Raw genomic sequence first — 22,203 nt, 5'->3', positions numbered from 1 at the left:
GCGATGACCACGTCCGACGGCACCGTCCAGGGCCGCACGCAGATATTCGGCTCCGCGCCGCGCAACCGCGCCTTCACCGTCGTGCTGCTCGGCGACGGCTTCACCGCCGCGCAGCAGGCCGACTTCGAGACCGTCTGCAAGGAGTTCGTGGACGCCCTGGTCGCCACGCCTCCCTACGACGAACTCGCGCCGGCGATCAACATCTGGCGCGTCAACGTCGCCTCCACCGACTCCGGAGCCGACGACCCGGTCGCGGCCGGCGGCACCGGCGCGACGGCCCGCACCTACTTCGACTCCACCTTCGGCGCCAACGGCATCCGCCGGCTGCTGGTCTGCAACAACTCGACCGTCTTACAGACCGCCGCGGCCCAGGTGCCGGAGTTCTCCGTGGCGATCGTCGTCGTCAACTCCACGGTCTACGGCGGCAGCGGCGGCTCGGTCGGCACGTACTCCCTGGCCGCCGGCGCCACCGAGATCGCCCTCCACGAGATCGGGCACACGGCCTACGGTCTCGCGGACGAGTACGCCTACTACGCGGGCGGCAACGAGACCGGCCACGACCACCATCCGGCCGGCGAGCCGGGCGAGCCGAACGTCACGCTCAACACCAACCGCACGACGCTGAAGTGGGGTTGGGCGGTCGCTGCGGCCACGGCGCTGCCCACGATGAGCAACCCCGACTGCGCGACGGTGGACAACCGGGCCAGCACCGTCCCGGCCGGCACGGTCGGCTGCTTCGAGGGCGCGCACTACTACCACTGCGGCGCCTTCCGTCCCGAACACAACTGCAAGATGCGGGAGTTGAGCGTCCCGTTCTGCCGGGTCTGCCGTCAGGTGATCTGGAACCGGATCGGCCCGCTGGCCACCCTGCCGGCCCGCGACCGGACACCGATCAGTGTCGTCGCGCGCTACCCCGAGCACCTCGACGTGTTCGCGGTCGCCTCGGACGGGCGCACGATGTCCGACTGGTGGGACCGGTCGAGCGGTTGGGCGGGCTGGTTCCAGCTGTCCGGCGGCTTCGCCTCACCCGGCGGCACGGGCGCGCCGATCACCTCGATCGCCCGCTACTCCGGCCACCTCGACCTGTTCGTCGTCGGCACCGACAACCGCGTCTACTCCACGTGGTGGGACCGGTCGAGCGGCTGGGCGCCCTGGTTCCGGGTCGGCAGCCTCGTCGCCCGCCCCGGCTCGACGGTCAACGTGGTCAGCCGCTACGCCGACCACCTGGACCTGTTCACCACCGCGTCCGACGGCCGCACCATGTCGACGTGGTGGGACGCCCGTACCGGCTGGGCCGCCGACTGGTTCCAGATCGGCGGCGGGGTCGCGGCGAACGGCGCCACCGTCACCGCGGTCGCCCGGTACCCCTTCCACCTGGACGTGTTCACGGTGGGAACGGACAACCGCGTCTACAGCGCCTGGTGGGACGACCGCACCGGCTGGTCGAACTGGTTCCCGCTGCCGGGCGTGACCTGCCGTCCCGACTCCACGGTCACCGCGGTCGCCCGTCACCGGGACCACCTGGACCTGTTCACCACCGCGTCCGACGGAAAGATCATGTCGACGTGGTGGGACGCCCGGGGCGGCTGGGCGAGCTGGTTCCAGATCGCCGGCGGGGTCGCCTCGACGGGCTCCCCGGTGACGGCCGTGGTCCGCTACACCAACCACATGGACCTGTTCGTCGTCGGCACCGACAGCCGGGTCTACTCCACGTGGTGGCACGACACCACGGGCTGGGCCGCGTGGTTCAACGTCTCCGGCGGCTTCGCCAAGCCCGGCAGCCAGATCGCGGCGCTGAGCCGGGTCACCGAACACCTCGACGTGTTCGCGGTCGGCACGGACGGCCTGATCCAGAGCACGTGGTGGGACGCCACGGGCGGCTGGGCGGGCTGGTTCCGGCTGGCGATCACCTAGGCCGGACCGTCCCCACTCCCCACTCCCGCACCGGGGGTGGGGAGTGGGGACACCTCGGCCGGGTGGTGGGCACGGCGATGGTGAGGGGCCGGGAGCCCGGGTCGTGCGGGCAACGGCTCGTCGCCGTGGGCCGACCCGTGCACACACCGAACGGCCTGAACGACCGCTGCCTTCGGCCAATTTGCCCAGCGACCGGGGAACGCAGGACGGCGGATCGGCCGACCTCGACCGCTGCGGCTCAATCGCCTTGGCCGTCCTCTTCCTTCCGACGCCACGTCACCTGTACCTGGATGTGCCCCTGTGCCCCGGTGCGAGCCAGGACGGCGCCGACCTCGGCGTCGAGTTGGATGCCGAACTCGACGGTGATCTCGTCCGGGCGCTGGGGCAGACTGCTCATCCGGTTCAGCGTCGAGGCGGCCGCTCTGCGCACCCCTTCCAGCGCGGACTCGAACGAGCCAGTGGCGCGGGCCACGACGTCCGAGGCACCGGTCGCCGGGATTACACCGCCATCGAGGTCGTCCATCTGCGCGACGACGGACCCGCCGTCCTCCAGCTCGAACCGCAGCAACTCGCCCACTGCTCACGCCCCCCGGCCGTTTCGACGTGCGTCGCGCGCCTCCTGACGCACTCGCGTACCCCCCGGCAGACGGTAGCGAAGTGGCTGCCACGGCGGGACACGATGTCCGAAATCCCGAAGTGGAGTACCTAGTTCCGGACGATGTGGCTTCTGGGCACCCTTCCGGTGCCGCAATCAACGGTCCACTATGAGAGGGGACCTGTGGATGCGATGCAACCGACCTGGCCACACCGACAGGGGGCAACGGGACGTGACGACTTCTGCGACCGAGTTCGAGACCGATCTTGTCGATCTCAGCCAGTGCGGGCTCCAGGAAGTGATGACCTTCCATGACCCACTGGTCGTGGATGCGTTGCACACCCTGGTGCGGCACCTGGGCGAGAGGTCCACCGCCCAGAGCGCCAGCGGAGGTGGCGGCAGCCCGTACTTCGCCGCCGACTGCGACACCGGCGACCAGTAGAGCCGGATGTCAGAGCTGCCTTCCGGCACCAGGACGACACTCGGCAGACATCGCACGCCGGCGTCCGACGTCGACGCACTGGCCGCGGGACGCCTCACACCCGGTACCGCGCACCGGATCCGCGCCGTGGAGCGCGGTCGCCGCATGCTCATGGTCCGCGCGGTGACGGAGACCGCGCGTGAGCGAGGCATGGACGCCGGTCCCGCGCTGCCGCCGTTGCGCACTGCCCTGGATCTCCTGCTCCGGGTGGAGCGACACCGCCCCGACGTGGTCGTCGACCTGCTGGAGCATCCCGGCACCGGCATCTGGGCGGTGCGCGTCCTGGAGCGGCTGCGGGAGGGCGACAGGAGTCCGGACGAGGGGGACAGCGAGCTCCCCCTGTGGGCGGAACTCGGCTACCTGCACTGCCTGGCGGCCGCCGCGGCACTGCGCTCGGGAACTGAGGGAACGATTCGCTTACCGGTCCGCGAGGACTGCGTGGCGCTGCCGACCCTGGGCCGGATCCGCCTGCCGGCGACGACGGACTGCGACGAAGGCGCCCGGACACCCACCGTCGCCACCCTCCGCATCCCCCGCGCGGGCTCGGGTCCGGCCGTACTGGCCGCGGGTGAACGCCGGTTGAGTCTGCCCGCCGACCCGGGCCGGGCCTCGGGCAACTGGCAGCCGGTGCACCGGGCCGCCTGGGATCCCGAGCGGAACGCCCTCTCCGTGGTGCTGGAGGACTGCGATCCGTACCGGGACTTCCGCACCCGCACACTGCCCTCGGCCAGGGTCTCACTGAACCGCGATCACGCCCGACGCTGGCAGCAACTGCTGGGCAAGGCAGGGCAGTTGCTGTCCGCGCGGCACCCGCAGGCGGTCGAGTTGCTGGCCACGGCGCTGCGGGTCGTCGTCCCCCTGCCGCCCACGCCCCGCTTCCGTACCGCCAGCGCCTCCTACAGCGAGGCCTTCGGCAGCGCGTTGATCTCGCTGCCCCCGGATCCGGTCGAACTGGCCGTGACGATGGTGCACGAGGCCCGACACTCCGTCCTCAACGGCCTGCTGCATCAACTCCCGCTGTGCGATGAGGACTTACCGGGTGCAGAGGTTCCGCTGTTCTACGCGCCGTGGCGGGGCGATCCGCGTCCGCTTTCCGGCGTGCTGCACGGTGCCTACGCCTTCGCGGGCGTGACGGAGTTCTGGCGCGTCGAGCGCCGGGCGCTGAGCGGTCCGGCCGCCGATCTCGCCCACTTCGAGTACGCCGTGTGGCACTCGGCGGTCGGGGAGGCGCTGGCGACGCTGCATGCGGCGGCCGGACTGACCGAGGCGGGCCGGCAGTTCGTCGAGCGGATGGCCGAAGCGGCCGACGACTGGCCCTACGAACCGGTACCCGGGTGGCCGGGAAAGCTGGCCCGTGCCGAGGGGGCCGATCTCCGGGCCGTTTGGCGGGCCCGGCACACCCGGCCGGACCCCGGTCAGGTGCGGGCGCTCACCGAGGCCTGGCGCAGCGGTGCGGATCCGCGCACGGCGCCCGGTGTCCACTCCCGCCTGCGCCCCGACCCACAGGCCGGCTCACCCGACGCGCGGGGTGAGCTGCGGCGCGTACAACTGGCCGAGCCGGATGCGCTGGCCACCCGGGCACGCGCCATGGGCGAGGCCACGGGTCGGCCTTCCGACCTGGTGGCCGCCGATGTCGCCCTGCTTCGAGGCGAGGCGGACCGCGCCGTGCGGGGCTACCTGGAAGTGCTGGCCACACACCCCGAACTGCCGTCGGCCTGGGCCGGGTTGGGGCTGGCACTGTCCGACGCCGACGAACCCGGCGCCGCGCACGCCTTGTTGCGCCGCCCGGAGGTGGTCCGGGCGGTCCACCGGCAGGCGGCCGAGCGCTACGGCCGGTCGCCCGACCCGGTCGACATGGCCGACTGGGTCGGGCGGAACCGCTCGGTGTGCGACGCGTCCTGACCGGGAACGCGGCCGGCCCGACCGGTCCGTGTCACTACAGCGGCATCGGGTCGATGTCGCAGTTGGCCAGCTTGCTGTCGGCCGCCGCGGCGGTGGCCGGGTGGTCGGCGCCCAGCACCCGCTCGTAGCGCGCCAGGGTGTCCGCGCGCAGCGCGTCGGCCTCGTCGACGCGGCCCAGCAGCCGCAGGCCCAGGGCGAGGTTGACGCCCGTGGCGAGGGTCGCCGGGTGGTCCTCTCCGAGCCGCCGCCGGCTCTGCTCCAGGGCACGGGTGCTGAGGTCCACGGACGCCTGGACCTCACCCAGTTCGTACAGGTCGGCGGCGAGGTTGGTGGAACAGGCCAGCACGTTCGGGTGATCGGAGCCCAGCCGCTCACCGAGGTCCGCGACGATCTGCTCGTTCAGTCGGCGGGCTTCCTCGGTGCGTCCCAGCAGCCTGAGGCAGACGGCGTGGTTGACCTGCGCGCCGAGCGCGTGCGGATGGCTCGGTCCGAACAGACGCTCATAACCCTTACAGCCCTCGTCGCTCAGGTCGAGCGCCGACTGGAGGTCGCCGCTGTGCCGGACATCGACGGCGTGGGCGAGCAACGCGGCCAGGGTGCTGGGGTAGTTGTCGCCGTAGCGGTTGCGGAACAGGGCCAGCGCCCTGGCGGAGAGTTCCAGGGCCTGTTCGTGGCGGCCCGCTCGGCGTTCGGCGACCGCCAGACCGCGATAGCTGTCGATGGTGTTGGGGTTCGTCGGCCCGAAGTTGTACTCGTAGCGTCCGGACACTTCCTGCTGCTGGTCGCGGGCTTCTACGTATTCGCCGGCCTCCTGCCGGTCGACGACCACACCCGCCAGGGTGGCCAGCGTGGACAGCGAGTCCTCGCCCAGTTCCTCGACCTTGCGGCGGTGGGTGTCCTGGTCCAGCTCCAGCGCCTCACGGAAGTCGCCGGTGAGGCGGAGATTCAGCGCGATGCGGTGGGCGACGATGAGGGTGGACACGTCGTTCGGCCCGAACAGGCGCCTGCTGGCTTCGAAGGTCTCCCGGTCCAGCTCGGAGGCACCGGTGAAGTCACCCCGCATCCGGAGATCCCACGCGAGCATGCTGGTGATCTCCAGCGTCATCTCGTGCTCGGGTCCCAGCGTCTCGGTCATCGCCTGCCGGGTTCGCTGGTCGAGCTCGTACGCCGCCTGGTAGTGGCCCAGGATGCGCAGCGCGTCGCCGTAGAGCTTGGCCGCCAGCAGCACGTGCTCGTGGTTCTCGCCGTCGAGGCGTTTCCAGGTGTCGTAGGCCTGCTGCGCAAGGTCACGAGAACCCTCGTGGTCGCCCCACGAGAACATGTACTGGATCTCGTTGAGGATCAGTTGCCGCACCCAGGGGTCGGCGGACTCGACGGCGTGGCTGCTGAGCACGTGCGGGAGCAGTTCGCCGTACTGCTGCCACTGACGCGGGTCGCTCGGTGCACCGGGGTCGCCCTTGGCGAGCAGGCGGTGCGCGCCGTTGCGCATCTGCTCTTTGAGTGCGTCCGGCATCTGGTTGATGAGCACGCGCTGGACCAGTCGGTGCAGCTGGATGGTGTTGGTGCTGTGGTTGATTCTGGCCAGCGCGTACCGGTTGATCTCCCGGATGGCCCGGCCCAGGCGGATCGGATCGCTCAGTGCGGCGGCGAGTTCCGGGGGAACGGGAGCGTCGCGGACACCGGTCAACAGTCGCCGTGAGATCGGTTCGGGGGCGAAGAACGCGGAGACCTGGAGCAGTTGCAGGGCCGCCGGGTGGTTCTTCTGCAGTCGCTCCAGCGAGACGTTCCAGGCCGCGGCGACGGACAGCGGATAGTCCCGGGGAGGGTCGCTGACCATCAACTCGGCGGCCTGTTGCTCGAAAAGTCGTAGGTATTCGTCCGCGGGCATTCCGGTCTCGGAAAGCCAGACGGCGGCCTGCTCGATACCGAGGGGCAGATCGCCGAGGGTCTCGGCGAGCCGGTCGGCGGTGGGGTCGTCGAGATTCGGCGCGCGCAGCTGCAGCAACTGGCGGCTTTCTTCACGCGCGAACACATCGACTTCCAATGGTCGTGCCGCGGTCGCCCATTGAGCGTTGCGAGAGGTCACGAGAATGCGTCCTGGGCCGTTGGTGGGAAAGAATTCGCGGACGGCTTCGGGGTCCTCCGCGTTGTCGAAAACGAGCAGCCAATTCTTGTACGGCTCGCCTACCCGCAAGGCCTCTATGACCGCGGGCACGGCCGTGTTGGCCTCGCCGGAACCGACCTCAAGTCCGAGTCGCCTCGCCAGCTCGACCAGCACCTGCCGGATCTGCTGGGACTGCTCGGAGGGGATCCACCAGACCACCTGGTATTCGTTGATGTGGCGATACACGTATTCGACGGCGAGCTGAGATTTCCCGACACCGCCCATGCCCTGAAGGGCTTCCGGCAGGACGGCGGTGGTGCCCTCCTGCAGTCGACGGTGCAAGTCCTCCAGCAGTTGGCCACGCCCGGTAAATGCGCGGTTCCGTGGAGGGACGTTGCCCCAGACGGGCGGCGGTTTCTGCGCCCCATCTCCCCTCGTCCTTGCGGGGACAGGCTGCACGCCACTCACGGACACGTTCCCTCCAGCGTCTTCGGATGGCCCGGGTTGACCCACTCCGGCGGAAACGTGATCGCTCCCACCGCCGGGGAGGGCGATGTCCGAACCGGCATACTCACTACTCTGTGTATCACGGCCATCACGCGGGATGCTGGCCGTGGTCTCGTGGGCGGAAGGGTCCCGCTGTCCGGCCCGTGCGGAGGCCGATTCCTCCTCGGCCCGCAGCCGGTCATGGAGAACCGCCGCTGCCGCCGTGTGCTGCCCGTCGAGGGCCTTCAGCGCGGGCAGTGCGGGGGTGAGCCATGTCCGTACCCCCTCCAGGGGCACCAGGGCGGCTCGGCTCGGGTCCGCCACAAGATCGCGCATTTGGCGCAAGGCACTACTGGCAGAACCGGGCAGGACTGTCGCAAGATGGTCGAACACCAGTTTCATCGCCAGTGCGGTTTCCCTGCGGGTGCCCTCGGCCAGCAGCTCCTGGCGCACCCCGGAGGCGAACTCCAGCTCGACCCGCGCCGGTGCCGGGACGTCGGGATCGGCCTGGGCGGGCTGCAGCAACCCGCTCAGCAGCAGCTCGGTCAGATGCCAAGGCCGGGCCTCGGGCAACAGCCTCTTGCGCAGCACTTCCAGCATCGCCAGGTTGACCGGGATCGCCGCGCCGAGCAGAGCCAAGTGATAAGCCGTGGGGCTGAGTTGTGCCCGCAGCTGGCGCACCCGGTCGGTCGGCGAGACCAGCGAGGTCGGGAACCACGCGGGTGCGGTGGCCCGCGTCCTCGCGGACACCGTCATGGCCCGCATCATGTACTCGGCCGGTCGCTCATGGCGGACGAACCCCGCCCAGGTGTCCAGGGCCTCCGGGGTCAACTCCAGCACCGGTACCGGCAGGGCCGGGGCCATCGCGTCATTCGCGTCCGTATCGGTTCTCCCGAAGTCGAAGCCGTCGGGGCGATGCGTCCACAGGTTGTTGGCCGCGGCGGGACCGGGGCTGCTCAGCAGGGTCCGGTGCGGCACCACGGCCATGCGTGACCACAGGTACTCCGGCAGGACGCTCACCACGGCGACGGGCATCCGGTCCGCCCAGCGAGCCAGCACGCGCTGCCCGTTCCCGTCCCGCCAGCGATTCGCGTACAGGTCGGTCAGCACCAGGGCCGTCTGCCGGCCGCGAGCATCGGACAGGACGGGCGCACCACCGTCCGGGTCGCCGCCGTCCACCGACCGCCAGGTGCACACCCGTACGTCGCGGAACACACCCGAGCCCCTCAGAGCGGCCGCGAACTGCGCGGCGGTTCGCTGCCAGAGGCCCATGGAGTCGCCGGAGTCGACCACCAGGGTCATGGTCAGCCAGCGCTCCCTGGCGGGCCGGAACCGGGGCACCCATACACCCCGCTCGGCCCGGGACTCGGCCGTGGCCTCCTCGTCCAGCACCCGCACCGTGCGCGAGTGAAGACGCCTGCGCAGCGGCAGAAACGCCTTCTCGATCTGCCGGGCCCGGTCGAGTCCGGGACCGTCCTGGACGTGCGTGAACGCCGTCGCGCCGCCCGCCGGCTCCGACTCCGCCGCGCGGGCCAGGGAGACGGGCAGGCCGACGTGCGCCGGCCACGGCGGTGACGCGGGGATCTCGTCCCCCGCCCCCGGCCGACTCGGCTCCTCGGGACGCCCTTTGTGGACGGTTTCCGGTTCCTCCTGCGGCGGTACGTCGGTCTTGTCAGGGTCGACAGGGCGGGGCGGAGTGTCGTCGGCGCCGCCGGCGTCCGGGGTCGGCTCTGCGGCGGCGTTCCGTGCCGCCGCGGCCCGGGCCTCGCGTACGGCTCGGACACGCAGGTCGAGTTGAACGGCCAGCCAGGCGACCTCACCGGCCTCGTGCAGCGTCAGATCGGGGCACGTCTCCTCGCGCGAGGCGATACCCGGAGCAGTACCGTCACTCGCCCTACCGTGGTGGGAGGGCGGCAGGGTCATGCAGAACCAACTTCGTCAAGCCTCCGCCACAGCGAGTGCAGCAGCCGGTTCCAGGAGGCTTCGCCCGGACCCGAGGGCGAGACGCGCAGGAATTCCGCGTTCATCAGCTGGTCGGCGGCCAGGGTGCCGCCCGCCAGGGCACGGGAGAGGAAGTCGCGGATCATCGCCGCGCGTTCGGTTCCCTCGCCGCCGGTGAACTGCGCCGCCAGCATCGCCGCGAGCCGGTCGGCGTCGGGCGGCGGCATCTCCAGGCTGAGACAACGGCGCAGGAAGGCGGGCGGCAGGGACCGCTCGCCGTTGCTGGTGATCACCACGAAGGGAAAGGCCCGGCACCGGATCCGTCCCCGGTGCACCACGAAGGTGTCGTCGGGGTCGTCCGTGTGCACCTCGACCTCGGGCATCCGCGAACGCACCCTGGAGAGCTCGGGGATCTGGAACTCGCCGTCCTCGAACGCCCCGAGCAGATCGTTTGCCAAATCGGTGTCGGCCTTGTCGAACTCGTCGATCAGCAGCACCCGCGGAGTGTCCCGGGGGACCAACGCCGTGCCGAGCGGGCCCAGTTGGACGAAGTCGCCCAGCCCGTGGAGACCGTCGGGACCGCCGGGCGGCGGAGCGCCGGCCTCAGACCCGTCCTGCGACAACCGGCCCGCCGTCGCGGCGGAGTCGTGCAACGCACCGCGTGCGGCGGCGTCCTGTACGCGCCCGATCGCGTCGTAGGCGTACAGACCCTCTTTGACCGTGGACCTGCTGGTGATCGTCCAGCGCAGCACGCGACCGAGGCCGAGTTCGCGGCTGACCCGGTGCGCGAGGCTGGACTTGCCGATGCCGGGCGGGCCGGTGACGATCAGCGGCCGGCGTAAGAACAGCGCCGCGTTGACCATGTCGGCCTCGTCCGAGGATGTACGGGCCGTCGCCTCGGGCGCGCCCAGGCGACGGCGGATCTCGGCGTCGTCGCAGGGAGCGGGGCCGGGGACGACGGGTCCGCCGTCGAAGTCGCGCCACGGGGGCGGCGGGGGCAGCCGGTCGGCCAGCGGCTCGGAGGACACTTCACCCGTGCCGTCGTAGATCCACCAGTCATTGGCATCACCTGAGGGCGCCGATGCGCCGCCAGGCACACGCGGCTCCCGCGGGACGTCGTCGCCCATAGCCACCCCCTCTCCCGGGACCCGGACGGGGTCCACTGGGCGACCGGCCCCGGATCCAGCGATGCCCGGTTTCGATCGATTGTCGTGCTGGCCAGTCACGAATAGCGTTGTGACCGACGATCAGGTCGGTCACACCCTAGTGGGTCGTGCAGCGCCTCGGTCGTTCTCAGTTAATTGGCTCCGGTACTTCCGGGAGCCTGTTCGGGTCGTCCCATAGCACGGCAATACGAGGGCCGGTGAAGCCCTCGCCGCCATGGTCCCCCGTACGGGGAGCGGAGCGCAAGCGCGTCAACACGCCCAGCGACTCTGCCAGTCGGCCCTCCAGCGCGCTCTCGGCCAAGGCGTGCGCGTGTTCGGGCAGCGACCCCGATCGGCTCCACACGACCAGCGGCAGACCTGCCTGCAGGCCGACCAGCAACTCACTCCTGCCGTGTTGATCGTCGGGCGGAGAACCCAAGGTCATGAGGACTACGGCGGGATCGTCCAAGAGACGCGCGTAGAGCCGCTCGTGCTCCGCTCCGTCACCTTCCTCGCAGCGATGCATCCGTGCGCCCCCCGCGGCGTCGGTCAGTACGTCCCACCGCTCGTTCCACACTCTGTGCAACTGCAGTGCTTCGATGCGCTCCAGGCTCCGTACGACGACCTTGTGGCCGTCTCCGATGGACGGTCCGCCGAACTCGCTGTCCCACACCTTCTCCTCACCGAAGGCGCCGTGCGTGGACCACTGCTCCACCGGCTCGTTCACCAAGGAGAAGGGGAGTATGAACTCGAGTACGAGACCGCCCCGGTGGGTGCGGAGCCGTATCTCCTCGCGGTCGAGCAGCATCGCCACATGGCGTCGCATCTCGGACAGTGGCACGGGACGCTCGTCGCGCCGACGGGGCGCCCAGGCGGAACCGCTGTTCGTCCAGCAGGCGATGTCTACCCGACCGGGCGAACCGGTGGACGGGGCGAGCCGGATGAGCAGATGGGCCGGATGCTCGGGCTCGGTACGCCATCCGCCCGTGTGCGTACGGGAATCGTCGAGGATCCACTGGGCCACCTGGTTGTCCTGGACGGTGGTGCGGACATGGCGGCTCGTCCAGGACCGGATCGCGTCGCCGCGTTCCGGGGTGAGCACGACCGCCAGTTCCTGGAGGAACCGCAGGGTGCGTGGAGCTCCGTCGGCCGGGCGGTTGGTGTGCGCGAGCAGTTGGTAGGCGTCCCACGCGGTGTGGACGCTGTCGGGCAACGGGCCGAAGTGGTCACCGGCGGCCGAGTGGTAGACGGCGGCGAGCTCCGGCACGGCGGTCCGGTCGAGACCGGCCAGCAGAGCGCTCAGGTCGTGCTGGTCGGTTTCACCGAGGAGCGGGGCGACGACCGGGTGGGCCAGCGAGGCGGCATGCCGGGAGGGCAGGTCGTAGTCCGCCAAGTGCTGTACCGCCTCGGTGAGATGGCGCCAGCCGTCGGGCACGGCTCCGAAGGCACGCACCATCACCACGATATGGATCTTCTTGTCGTCGAACTCGGCCACGGACAGGCGCAGTCGTAGACGTTCCATGGCGTCGACCACGCAGATGCGGCGCACTTCCAGGTCGTCGAGCACCGACACCTTCATGAGAGCGTCCGCCAGTTGGGCTGCGGACTGCGAATCCGGAGGCACCGCCGAGTCAGTCATCGCTGCCCAACCGGCCGGGCCAGATCTTCCTCGCCTCTTCCACGAAATTCTTCACCGCGGTGGTGTCCCCCTCGATCCACTGCACGGCCGATACCAAGGCGACAGGGCCCTGTTCGAACTCTCCGCACCTACGGACGATCTGGTAGAGCTGAATGCGTGGGCTGTTCTGCCGCGCGATCCCGGAGACGATCTCGGACGGCAGTTGGAGCAGCAGTTGGTGTCCCGAGTCGATCCGGAACGACTCGACCGCCAGCAGCCGGTCCACCAGGGCCCACAGGGCACGGGCGGGCAACGGCTCGTCGACGCGGGCCGGTTGGGCGGCTTCGCGGGCCGGGGCGGCCGCCGTGATCGCGAAGCGGGTCCCGTCCAGGACGTCCAGCGGAATCATCCACGCGACCCGGGTCGCCGGAGCGGCCTCCGTCGTGCGCGCCGCGAGCACGGCCGCGAGCACGCCCACGACCAGACCGCGCTCGAGGTCCCACACGCCCGCGCCGCTGAAGCCCCGCGTGACAGGGGCGCCCACCGGGTCGAGACCGTCGATCTGCCGCCAGGCGGGGTGGACTCCGCCCGCTCCCACTATCTGCCCGCGGGCCCAGATTCCGTCCGGCACCCCGCTTGGATACCCGTACACCGTGACCGATTCACCGGTTCCGGTGCCGCAACTTCCCAGCGGCGCGGGAACGGCGCCCGCCGGGGGCTCACTCTCCAGTTGCAGCACCGCCACATCGCCCGCCGGAGGCGAGCGCAACCAGCCGTCCTCGGCCACTTGTGCGTGGATCGGCTCGGGGGTGCCCTGTGCGGTGGTGGGGAAGTCCAGCAGGATCCTCCCCTTCGGCGCCGCGCCGGTCTGGGGCCGCGGCAGACGCAGTGCCGCCTCGACGACATGCGCGCAGGTGAGGACGGTTCGACTCGCCACGAGCACTCCGGCACCGACAACTCCCGCGCGCTCCTGGTCCCGTACGCGGACCCGCCACGCGCCAATGCCCGGCGATGCGGAGGCACCGACGTCCCGTAACCCCACGTGTCCCCCTCGTGTGCCCGTGCGGGAAAAACAGGGTAAGCCGAAGCGAAGCGCTTGTGTACGGGGGAAGCCTGGCCGGATTGTGCGGTCACGTCATCGAATGCTCCACGCCTTCGATCCCCGTTTCCGTTATCCACCCCGAAAGCCCCCGGTCTCCTCTACGGAAGACCCCGTCCGCCGGAGCGCGGTGCGGCGGGTCGTGGAGCGGACAGGAGTGTTGTGGACATGCATCGTCGCCGGTTGCCCATCCCCCGACGCGGGCGCGAACGCTCCCCGGCGAGCCGCCACCGCGCGTCCCCGCCCAACGCCCGCGGCCCGAGACGCGGCCGGGTCGGCATGGTCGCCGCGGTGCTCTTCACCTGCCTCGCCGTGGTGACCGGCGTGCTGCTGGCCCGGGGCCAGACCGGAACCCCGTCGGGAGGGCGTACGGACCTCGCGGACCCGAAGGCCGCGCACAGTACGGCGGCCACCAACTCCGCGTCTCTCCCTGGCCTTTCGTCCACGACATCGCCCTCGCCGCGCACCTCGACCTCACCCTCTCCCTCGAAGTCGTCCGACGCGCGCAAGCCGTCCGCCGGTGCCTCGCCGTCGCGTTCGGTCGAGCAGCACACCGGGGTCAGCCCCGGCAAGCGCACCGTCACCCTGGTCAACCGCCTCGACCAGACGATCTGGCCCGCGATCGCCGCCGACCCCAACCACCCGGTGGGGGCGACGGGTTGGGTGCTCAAGCCGGGGGCCAGCCTGAGTTTCGCCGTCCCCGACCACTGGGACGTCCGGGTGTGGGCGCGCACCGGTTGCTCCTTCGACTCCGCCGGCAACGGCCACTGCGTGACCGGGGACTGCGGTCATTTCCAGTGCGGCTCGACCTGGGGTGCATTCCCCTCCACCCTGGCCGAGTTCAACCTCAACGCCTGGAACGGCATGGACTTCTACGACGTCAGCCTGGTCGAGGGCAACAACCTGCCGATGTGGATCAACAGTTACGGCGGCTCGTCCCGCGACAAGATGGACGCGAACGGCTGCTCCGCCGCGGGCTGCACCAAGGACGCCAACGCGACCTGTCCCGCCAAGTTGCAGCGGATCAGGGGCGGCAAGGTCGTGGCCTGTCTGAGCGCCTGTCTGGTCTTCAAGACGGACCAGACCTGCTGCGAGGGCACGTACGCGGCACGGCCCCAGTGCGTGCCCTCGTCGTGGCCGATCAACTCGGCGGCCGTGTTCAAGAAGGCCGAGCCCTTCGCGTACTCCTACGTCAACGACGACGAGACGAGCGTGCTGACCTGCTCGGGAGAGTGCGGGTACCGCATCACTTGGGGAGTGAGTCCATGACGCCGAGCCCATGGCGTTGAGCCATGACCTGCACAACAGGCGCCCGCCCCCGGGGAGACGGGGACGGGCGCCTGTTCTGTGGGCCAGTCGCAGATCAGTCGGCGGCCTGGAACGCGCGGCCCGCCACCGTCGCCGTCGTACCGTTCGTGAACAGCCCGCTGCTCGGCTTCGACGGATCCGCGCCCAGCCCGAACCACGCGTAACGCTGCACGTAGGACAGACCATCGAGGGCCTTGGTGGACGCGGTGACGAAGTCGGCCTGCTGTTGCGGGGAGGGGAAGCGGGTCCCCTGGGAGAAGTCGATCAGCGCGTACTCGGTGAGCCAGATCGGCTTGTGGTAGCGCGCGTACACCGCCGCCAGGTACGACTTCAGCTGGTCCACGGCCTGTGGGGTGCGGAAGTCACCGCCGTACCAGTGCAGCGTGATGAAGTCGACCCGGTACCCCTTCGCCGCCGCCCCGGACATGAACCGGTCCAGCCAGCCGCCCGCCGTGTCCCCGCCGTACGCGACCGCGGGGCTGCCCAGGGTCTGGCCGGCGGCCATGAGCTTGGGCCACAGACCCAGCGCCTGCTCGACCGACATGTTGGACTGCTCGGCCATGTCCGGTTCGTTGAAGGCCAGGAGATAGGGACCGTTCGCCTTGGCCTGGGCCAGTGCGCTGTCGGTGACCGAGTCCGCTCCCCAGATCATGGGCACGAAGGAGGCCGACGACGGTGTGGTGACCCCTTGGTGCTGGGTGTTCCAGGTGTAGTACCAGCTGGCCCCGCTCGCGCCGAGCGCCTGGCTCACCCCGTTGAAGGTCCACACCCCGACGCCCTTCTTGGCGCCGGAGGCGATGTGCACGGGGGCGGCGGCGGTGTGCTTGGAGGGACTCGGCTTGGGCTGCCGGGTCGGGGACTTGCTGGGGCTCGCGGAGGGGGAGAGCGAAGGGGACGGGGTGGGGCTGGGCGAGGTGACGGCCACCGGACTGGGCGGTGCCGACTCGGCGGCCGGGGTGGCGGTGTCCCCGGTCAGCCGGGCCGCGACCAGCGCGGCCACCGCGAGGACCGCGACCGCCGCCGAGCCGCCGATCACCTGGCCACGAGCGGCACGCAGGCCCGTACGAGCCGCTCGGCGCCCGTGGCTTCCGCGCGCCGCCCGATGGCCGCGACCCGCTCCCGCCTTGTGCGCGGAGTGCGTGGACGGGGTGCCGGAGCCGGACGAGGAACCGGCACCCGTGTCGGCCGGCTGACCGCCGCCGATGACAGTGACCAGCACGCGCGACGGGTCGAGGGTGGCGGGCACGGCCAGCAACGGGAGGCCGCTGAGCAGGCGGTCCATCGGGAGCAGCCCGTCGTCGAGGCCCTCGCAGACCCCGCAGGCGCGGATGTGCCGGGCGAACCGCTTGCGCCACAGGGCACTCGGCGTGCCGTCCCACAGGGCGGCGGTCTCGTCCAGTTCGGCGCAGCGCGGGCCGGCCGCGAGCGCCCGTACCACGACCCGGGATATCTCCATCTGCTTCTTCATGCGCTGGACGCGGACGGCCGCGTGCCGGTCGGACAGCCCCAGCGCGCCCGCGAGTTCGGCCCGCTCCAGCTCGCCGGTCTCCTCCAGCCACCACAGGGACAGCAGTTCCTGGTCGTCCGCGTCCAGCCAGCGCGTGGCCTCGGCGACCTCGCGGCGCTGCTCGGTCAGTCCCAGCCGCAGGATGGTCAGTCCGGCGAAGTCGAGGGCGGGGTCGGTGATCGCCTCCGCGTCCTCCAGGTGCGCCCTGCGGTCGCGGTCCGTGGCCCGCGACTGTTCGCGGTCCCGCACCTGTCTGATCGTGATGGCCACCAGCCAGGACCGGAACGCGGACGGGTCCCGCAGTTTCGGCAGCCCCCGCACCATGCGCAACAGCGTCTCCTGTACGACGTCATCGACGTCGGCGTGACCGTTCAGGGCCCGGCCGACGATGTTGTAGACCAGCGGCAGGCACTGCGTGACCAGGGCGTCCAGGGCCTGTCTGTCGCCCGCGCCCGCGGCCGTCACCACGGCGGAGTCGGGTCCACTCCTGTGGAACTTGGGCATGTGGTTCTGTTCCTCCGCGTGTGGTCCGGCTGCGGCGGCTTCCCGGGCCCGGAACCGGACTTCCGGCTCGGACCTGAGGAGCGCGCTCCCTGGAACGGAGACCGCCGACGCAACCGCGTACAACAGAAAATCGGCCGATCGGCTTCGCAATTTATGTTGTCCGGCCTTCGTGGACCAGGTCACCGATAGGCAGGGACGCATCCGAAGAGTCCGAAGAAGCGTCCGCAGAGCACGAGGAAGGGCGCAGGAATGGCACGAGGACGCAGACGGCACGGCGCACGATCACCCCGCCGGCTCCGGTGGTGGTACGCCGGGGCGGCCGCCCTCGCGACGACTGTCACGGTACTGATCGCGTACGGCGCGTGGGCGCCGTCCGGGAACGGCGACTCCCCCACGGCGGACCGCCAGGACGCCGCCGCGCTCCCGTCCGGACCGCGCAGCCCCTCGCCCTCCGCACCGAGCCACAGCCCCTCCGCCTCCGCCTCTCCTTCTCCGTCCGCCTCCGCCTCGCCGTCGGTCGAGGCCGGCGCATCCGGGAAGGCCACGCGGAAGCCGGCCGCCGGGTCGGGCGGCTCGGCGCAGCAGCCCTCGACGGCACCGGCGGGCAAGCGGCTGATCACGGTCGTCAACCGGACCCCGAAGACGGTCTGGGCGGTCGTCACCAACACCGCCGTCTACCCGCAGGGCCGCGAACTGGCGCCGGGCCAGAGCATGTCGGTGACCGTGGCGAACAACTGGGGCGGACGCATCTGGGGCCGCACGGGCTGTACCGGTACGGCCGCGGGCTACTGCGCGACCGGCGACTGCACCAGCGTGTGCAGCGGCGGCAACCCGCCCACCACACTGGGTGAGTTCACCTTCGACGCGTTCGCGGGCATGGACTTCTACGACGTGAGCATGGTCGACGGCTCGAACCTGCCCATGTACATCAACATCTCCCACACCACGACCGCCGACCCGGTGAGTTCCACGGGCTGCTACAAGGGCGTCTGCACCTCGGACGTCGACTGCCCCACCGCCATGCGGGAGGTCCGCAGCGGCCAGGTCGTCGGCTGCAAACCGCCGTGCGCGGCGTTCGGCGGCGACACGTACTGCTGCCGCGGCGCCTGGGCGGGCCGCGAGAACTGCATCCCGTCGAAGTGGCCGGTCGACTACACCCAGGTCTTCAAGCGGGCCGCCCCGTACGCCTATTCGTACGCCTTCGACGACGGGGCGACGATGCCCTGCAAGGGGGCCTGCTACTACAAGGTGACCTTCGGGACGACCGGCTCGTCCTAGGGAGCCGGCCGCCCGCCGTGCGTCACAGGGTGGCGGTCGTGCTCTCCCCGGAGGCGCTGCCCGCGAGCCACTGGTCCCAGCTCAGGTTGAAGTCGGCGTAGCCGTTGTCGGCCGGGGCCTTGGCGCGCGGCGAGCCGGTGATGGTGACGGGGTCGCCCTGCTTGACCTGGCCGTAGAACCACTTGGCGTCCGCCATGGACAGGTGGACGCAGCCGTGCGAGCCGCGGGCGCTGCCGCTGCCCGGGTTCGGGTCGCCGGTCGAGTAGTGCACGTACGTGCCGGACTGGGTCAGGTGGACGTCCCAGGGCAGCGTCAGGTCGTAGTAGTTGGGGCTGCCCTTGTCGCAGCTGATGCCGACGCTGCAGGAGGTCATGTGGACCTTCTTCTGCTTGTCGATGACGGCCATCGTGCCGTTCCACGTCGGGTACTCGGCGCTGCCCGCGTTGATCGACAGGGTGCGCACGAGGCTGCCGTTGCGGGTCACCTTCATGGTGTGGCCGGTCACGGAGACGTCCGCGCGGACGTCGTCACCGACCTTGAAGGTGTGCGTGTAGCCGTGCACGCCGTAGCGTCCGTTGCCGTTGCTGACGCCCTTCATGTCGGCGTCGATCTTCACCGTCGTACCGGAGGGCCAGTACGTCTTCGGGCGCCAGTCGGCGCGCCGGTCGCCCATCCAGTGCCAGGCGCCGGCCACCGGCTGCGAGGCGCTCACCTTCATGTGCTTCTCGACCGTGGCCTTGGCCTTGGCGGCGACGGGGTTGGTGAAGATCACCGAGATCGGCATGGCCACGCCGACGGTGGTCCCGGTCTGCGGGGTGATCGTGTCCAGCAGCATCGGCGGCCCGGCGGGCTTCGTCGGTGAGGGCGAGGCGCTCACGCTCGGCTTGCCCGACGCCTTGGCGTCGCCGCCCCCGCTCGCCTTGTCACTGCCGCCCCCGCCGCAGGCACTCGCGCCCACCAGCACCACACCCGTGATGAGTGCGATCCCTATGCTGCCCTTGCGCCGTCCCACGGCGTGCCCCGCTCTCTCTCGCTCTTCGGCCCTGACAGACCCGGCTCCCTGTCAGACGGTCGGGGCGTACCCCGCAGTTGCAGGTACCACGTAAAACGTGTCTCAAGACTCGGTACGCGTCACTGTTGCCGCGAGCGATCTCCTGGGGCGAGGGGCACCCCGCCTGGGCAGCGCTACGGCAGGCCCGGGACGGATGCGACGTGTGGCAGGTCCGCCATGTACCGCGGCCAGGGCGCGTCAGCGGCGGGAGCGCCGTCGCGGATGAAACCGAGCCAGGCGGTACGGACACGGCGGCCGAGGGTCTCGAATGCGTGCGGGTCGGCGCCGGCGAGCATCGGCGCGGCGGCCCAGTCGGCGTACGTGCCGAAGACGAAGGGGAGATCGATGCAGTGGGTGGCTCCGAAGGGCGAGTCGGGGGCGGCGTAGTCGAAGCGGTAGCTCCACACCCGGGCACCGGCCTCGCTCAGCCGGGTGGCCAGGTCCTCGGTGGTACGGCCGAAGGCGATCCTGGTCACGGCGCGTTCGACGGCGTCGGCGGCCGCGGGACCCAGGAAGGGGATCCGGCGCACCCGGTTCAGTACCGGGTTCACGGAGCAGAAGGCGCTCATCTCCCGCTGTGTGGTGCCGATGACGACGTCCAGTCCCGGAGCCCGCCCGGCGAGACACGCCTCCCAACGGTCTTCGTCAGGGAGCGGTCCGACTCCGCTGACGGGAGTGAACAGGGGTGCGGCGTTGAACCCGAGCCTGCTTGCGGAATCGCGTGCGGCGGCGACCTGTGCGTCGAGGATCTCGGGCAGGGAGGCGGTGCGCGGGTCGGTGGCGAGCCGGTCGAGGAACAGTTCGGCGGACTCCTCGGCACCGCTCGGGGTGTTGAGGCAGCGGGCAGGTGTGCTCATCAGGATGACCCGGCGGAACAACCCCTCCGCGTCGGGCATGCCCAGCAGGCAGCGCACGCTGTGCGCACCCGCGGACTGGCCGCCCACGGTGACCCGGTCGGGGTCGCCGCCGAACGCGGCGATGTTCTCGCGCTCCCACCGCAGGGCCGCCAGTTGGTCGGCCAGGCCGAGATTGCCGTCGGAGAGCTCCGGCGAGCGCAGGTAACCGAGCGCGCCGAGCCGGTAGTTGATCGAGACGACGACCACATCACCCTCGTGGGCCAGCCGGTGGGCGCCATTCAGCTTCAAGGACCCGGCGCCCGAGAGATAGGCGCCTCCGTGGATCCACACCAGAACCGGGCGGGCCCGGTCGTCGACCGCGGGTGTGGTGACGGTCAGGCTGAGACAGTCCTCGCCCTGCTCGCCCCGCTCCGACGCGCCGATCACGTGCGCGAGTCGAGCGGGCCGCTGCGGGGCGATGGGCCCATCGGTCGTGGCATCCCGTTCACCGCTCCACGAGGGCACCGGGCGCGGCGGGCCGAACCGCTCGGACACGGCGTACCGCACGCCCCTGAAGACGATCGGACCGTCCTCGATCCGGCCGCGCAGCACACCGCCGCTGGTCTTCGCCGTCGTGAGCACCGGAGCCTCCCTGGACTCTCTAACGCAAGTCGACTTGCGTTAGAAGCAGTCAAACAGCTGCTCCGGCCGCTCCGCAAGGGCGGTCGGGATAATGCGGGCATGTCATCGCCCCGTGCCACGCCCTCCCACCGCCGCGGCGCAGCCGTGCGCCAGGCCGTTCTCGGCGCCACCGCCGAACTGCTCGCCGCCGAGGGCCTGTCGGGCACGCGCGTCGTCGACATCGCCGCCCGCGCCGGCGTCCACGAGACGTCCATCTACCGGCGGTGGGGTACCCGGACCAACCTGATCCTCGATGCCGTCGTGAGCCGCCTTGACGCGGATGTGCCCCTCCCCGACACCGGCTCCACACGTGAGGACCTGACCCTCCTCGTCACCGCCCTCGCCGCGTTCCTGAGCGCACCCGCCGGCCGCGACATGGCCCGGCTCGGCCTCACCCCGACCGAGGACGCGGCCCAGGCCGACGAGCTCCGGACGAGGTTCTGGACCGCGCGCTTCGACAAGGCCGCGGTGATCGTCCAGCGCGGGATCGATCGCGGCGACCTCCACCCGGGCACCGTTCCCGAGTTCGTTCTGGAAGTGCTGGGCGGCACACTCCACCTGCGCATCCTGCAACGCGACCTGCCCGTGGACCGCGACTACATCGGCCGCCTGGTCGACCTCGCCCTGACCGGCGTGGGCTCGCGCCCACCCAACAGCCCCGTCGAACCCCGCCACTGAACGGAACGGGCATGAGGGCGGTCCCGAGCGCCGCGACGAGATCGCCGTGGTGCTCGGGACCGGGGGGAGCCGTGGCGCTAGTTCACGATCGGGTCGACGAACTGCTCCCAGGTCTCCTCCGAGACCCAGTTCGCACCGCACGAAGGAATGGCACCGTCGCTGTCGGCGGCCACGAGGTAATGCTGGCCGACCGTGAAGGTCAGGTTCTCCGGGAAGTCGGGGTCATTGCTCACCAGAATGGTGCGCGGGCCACCACCGCGCAGCCAGTGATCGACGTGCAGGGTGATCAGCGGACCCTTTACCGAGTCGACCGTCCCGTAGAAAAGCGTCGGGTATCCCGCCAGCTGGTCGGGAACCGGCGCCTGGCACTTTCCGTTGCCGTTCCCGGAGGTGGTGAGATTCAGCTGCTTGACGGCTTCGGTCGTGTGGCCGTTTCCGGCATTCGCCGTGATTCCCGCGGTGATGCCACCCCCGAGGAGCAGGGCGGCAGCCGCCGCGATCCCGAAGAACCGCTGGCGGCCCCTTCCGGCGGAGATCTTCACGATCGAATGCGTGGCGTCGATGTCGGTGTTTTCCGGCGTAGCTACGGAGTTGTTCTTCATGGCAGCCTCCACAAGACGATTGATGTCGGGCAGCGGAGCTCGTGAGGTCGCTGCGGGATCCGCATCCCTCATTAGGGTCAGCAACTCGTTGTCATTCACTGACCGCTCCTTCCTTCACTCATCTTGTGTCCGGCGCGCTCGGCGTTCTTTCGCCCCGACTGGAGTTGTTCGGCGATTTTCTTCTTCGCCTGGTGCAGCCGCATGCTCACCGCGTTGGACGTCATTTCCGTCCCCTCCGCGATCTGCCGCGGCGCCAACTCCCTCCACGCCCACAGCCGTATCACTTCGCGGTCCAGCTCCCCGAGTGCGCTCAGCGCGGCATGCAGGTCGCTGTGATCGGTGACCACGGACACGGGTGCCTGCTGAACACTCATCAGCCGCTCCACCAGACGGACCCTGCGTCCGTCCGCCCGCCGGGCATTGGCCAGGCAGCCCCGCGCCACCCCGTAGCACCACGGGAGCACTTCGTCGCA

Annotated in this window: 16 protein-coding genes; 6 read left to right on the top strand and 10 right to left on the bottom strand. The window is 70.6% G+C overall.

Annotated elements, in window-relative coordinates; all coding sequences use genetic code 11:
* Positions 1-3: 3 nt before the first annotated feature.
* Positions 4-1,914: a M64 family metallopeptidase gene (locus ACIP6U_RS15665; RefSeq protein WP_401717117.1), complete on the top strand. Its 1,911-nt coding sequence runs from the start codon at positions 4-6 to the stop codon at positions 1,912-1,914.
* A gap of 238 nt (positions 1,915-2,152) precedes the next feature.
* Here the strand turns inward: ACIP6U_RS15665 and ACIP6U_RS15660 are convergent, their stop codons facing one another.
* Complete coding sequence (locus ACIP6U_RS15660) at positions 2,153-2,491, bottom strand: CU044_2847 family protein (RefSeq protein WP_401717114.1); 339 nt, start codon at positions 2,489-2,491, stop codon at positions 2,153-2,155.
* Between the two features lie 250 nt (positions 2,492-2,741).
* Here ACIP6U_RS15660 and ACIP6U_RS15655 point away from each other — a divergent pair, with 250 nt between their 5' ends.
* On the top strand, positions 2,742-2,951 hold the full coding sequence (locus ACIP6U_RS15655; RefSeq protein ID WP_401717111.1) for a hypothetical protein: 210 nt from the start codon (positions 2,742-2,744) through the stop codon (positions 2,949-2,951).
* 6 nt (positions 2,952-2,957) lie between these two features.
* Positions 2,958-4,892 (top strand): aKG-HExxH-type peptide beta-hydroxylase, encoded by a 1,935-nt coding sequence (locus tag ACIP6U_RS15650; protein WP_401717109.1) that lies wholly within the window; start codon positions 2,958-2,960, stop codon positions 4,890-4,892.
* Between the two features lie 34 nt (positions 4,893-4,926).
* Here ACIP6U_RS15650 and fxsT read toward each other — a convergent pair whose 3' ends face one another.
* The 4 genes from fxsT to ACIP6U_RS15630 form a co-directional block, all read right to left on the bottom strand.
* Positions 4,927-9,405 (bottom strand): FxSxx-COOH system tetratricopeptide repeat protein, encoded by a 4,479-nt coding sequence (fxsT, locus tag ACIP6U_RS15645; RefSeq protein WP_401717106.1) that lies wholly within the window; start codon positions 9,403-9,405, stop codon positions 4,927-4,929.
* On the bottom strand, positions 9,402-10,550 hold the full coding sequence (locus tag ACIP6U_RS15640; protein WP_401717103.1) for an AAA family ATPase: 1,149 nt from the start codon (positions 10,548-10,550) through the stop codon (positions 9,402-9,404). The genes fxsT and ACIP6U_RS15640 overlap by 4 nt, the downstream gene beginning before the upstream one ends.
* Positions 10,551-10,716: 166 nt before the next feature.
* On the bottom strand, positions 10,717-12,147 hold the full coding sequence (locus tag ACIP6U_RS15635) for a hypothetical protein (RefSeq protein ID WP_401717100.1): 1,431 nt from the start codon (positions 12,145-12,147) through the stop codon (positions 10,717-10,719).
* A 52-nt stretch (positions 12,148-12,199) separates the two neighbouring features.
* The gene (locus ACIP6U_RS15630) at positions 12,200-13,228 is read right to left on the bottom strand and encodes a trypsin-like peptidase domain-containing protein (RefSeq protein WP_401717097.1); all 1,029 of its coding nucleotides are present in this window, start codon (positions 13,226-13,228) and stop codon (positions 12,200-12,202) included.
* Positions 13,229-13,468: 240 nt separating this feature from the next.
* Here ACIP6U_RS15630 and ACIP6U_RS15625 point away from each other — a divergent pair, with 240 nt between their 5' ends.
* Positions 13,469-14,554, top strand: coding sequence for a thaumatin family protein (locus ACIP6U_RS15625; protein ID WP_401717094.1), 1,086 nt, complete (start codon positions 13,469-13,471; stop codon positions 14,552-14,554).
* A 94-nt stretch (positions 14,555-14,648) separates the two neighbouring features.
* On the opposite strand, the gene ACIP6U_RS15620 is transcribed toward ACIP6U_RS15625, so the two are convergent.
* The gene (locus ACIP6U_RS15620) at positions 14,649-16,604 is read right to left on the bottom strand and encodes a sigma-70 family RNA polymerase sigma factor (protein WP_401717093.1); all 1,956 of its coding nucleotides are present in this window, start codon (positions 16,602-16,604) and stop codon (positions 14,649-14,651) included.
* A 249-nt stretch (positions 16,605-16,853) separates the two neighbouring features.
* Here ACIP6U_RS15620 and ACIP6U_RS15615 point away from each other — a divergent pair, with 249 nt between their 5' ends.
* Positions 16,854-17,882 (top strand): thaumatin family protein, encoded by a 1,029-nt coding sequence (locus tag ACIP6U_RS15615; RefSeq protein ID WP_401717090.1) that lies wholly within the window; start codon positions 16,854-16,856, stop codon positions 17,880-17,882.
* Positions 17,883-17,904: 22 nt separating this feature from the next.
* Here ACIP6U_RS15615 and ACIP6U_RS15610 read toward each other — a convergent pair whose 3' ends face one another.
* Together ACIP6U_RS15610 and ACIP6U_RS15605 are read right to left on the bottom strand one after the other, a co-directional pair.
* A complete protein-coding gene (locus ACIP6U_RS15610; protein ID WP_401717087.1) occupies positions 17,905-18,894 on the bottom strand; it encodes an Ig-like domain-containing protein in 990 nt (329 codons plus the stop codon).
* A 173-nt stretch (positions 18,895-19,067) separates the two neighbouring features.
* Positions 19,068-20,411 (bottom strand): carboxylesterase/lipase family protein, encoded by a 1,344-nt coding sequence (locus ACIP6U_RS15605; RefSeq protein WP_401717085.1) that lies wholly within the window; start codon positions 20,409-20,411, stop codon positions 19,068-19,070.
* A gap of 99 nt (positions 20,412-20,510) precedes the next feature.
* Between ACIP6U_RS15605 and ACIP6U_RS15600 the strand changes: the two genes are divergently transcribed.
* Positions 20,511-21,128 carry a TetR/AcrR family transcriptional regulator gene (locus tag ACIP6U_RS15600; protein WP_401717082.1) on the top strand — a complete coding sequence of 206 codons (618 nt, stop codon included), beginning with the start codon at positions 20,511-20,513 and terminating at the stop codon, positions 21,126-21,128.
* A gap of 77 nt (positions 21,129-21,205) precedes the next feature.
* On the opposite strand, the gene ACIP6U_RS15595 is transcribed toward ACIP6U_RS15600, so the two are convergent.
* Positions 21,206-21,829 (bottom strand): hypothetical protein, encoded by a 624-nt coding sequence (locus ACIP6U_RS15595; protein ID WP_401717079.1) that lies wholly within the window; start codon positions 21,827-21,829, stop codon positions 21,206-21,208.
* Positions 21,826-22,116, bottom strand: coding sequence for a sigma factor-like helix-turn-helix DNA-binding protein (locus ACIP6U_RS15590; RefSeq protein WP_401717076.1), 291 nt, complete (start codon positions 22,114-22,116; stop codon positions 21,826-21,828). The genes ACIP6U_RS15595 and ACIP6U_RS15590 overlap by 4 nt, the downstream gene beginning before the upstream one ends.
* Positions 22,117-22,203 lie beyond the last annotated feature (87 nt).

Source organism: Streptomyces sp. NPDC088794 (assembly GCF_044750545.1).
Classification (GTDB): domain Bacteria; phylum Actinomycetota; class Actinomycetes; order Streptomycetales; family Streptomycetaceae; genus Streptomyces.
This window is presented reverse-complemented; position numbering and strand designations above follow the sequence as displayed.

What these genes read in the sequence shown, in the direction of transcription:
- ACIP6U_RS15665 (WP_401717117.1), top strand. Translation starts at nt 4, where the DNA reads ATGACCACGTCCGACGGCACCGTCCAGGGCCGCACGCAGATATTCGGC.
- ACIP6U_RS15650 (WP_401717109.1), top strand. Translation starts at nt 2,958, where the DNA reads ATGTCAGAGCTGCCTTCCGGCACCAGGACGACACTCGGCAGACATCGC.
- fxsT (WP_401717106.1), bottom strand. Translation starts at nt 9,405, where the DNA reads ATGACCCTGCCGCCCTCCCACCACGGTAGGGCGAGTGACGGTACTGCT.
- ACIP6U_RS15640 (WP_401717103.1), bottom strand. Translation starts at nt 10,550, where the DNA reads ATGGGCGACGACGTCCCGCGGGAGCCGCGTGTGCCTGGCGGCGCATCG.
- ACIP6U_RS15635 (WP_401717100.1), bottom strand. Translation starts at nt 12,147, where the DNA reads ATGAAGGTGTCGGTGCTCGACGACCTGGAAGTGCGCCGCATCTGCGTG.
- ACIP6U_RS15620 (WP_401717093.1), bottom strand. Translation starts at nt 16,604, where the DNA reads ATGCCCAAGTTCCACAGGAGTGGACCCGACTCCGCCGTGGTGACGGCC.
- ACIP6U_RS15615 (WP_401717090.1), top strand. Translation starts at nt 16,854, where the DNA reads ATGGCACGAGGACGCAGACGGCACGGCGCACGATCACCCCGCCGGCTC.
- ACIP6U_RS15600 (WP_401717082.1), top strand. Translation starts at nt 20,511, where the DNA reads ATGTCATCGCCCCGTGCCACGCCCTCCCACCGCCGCGGCGCAGCCGTG.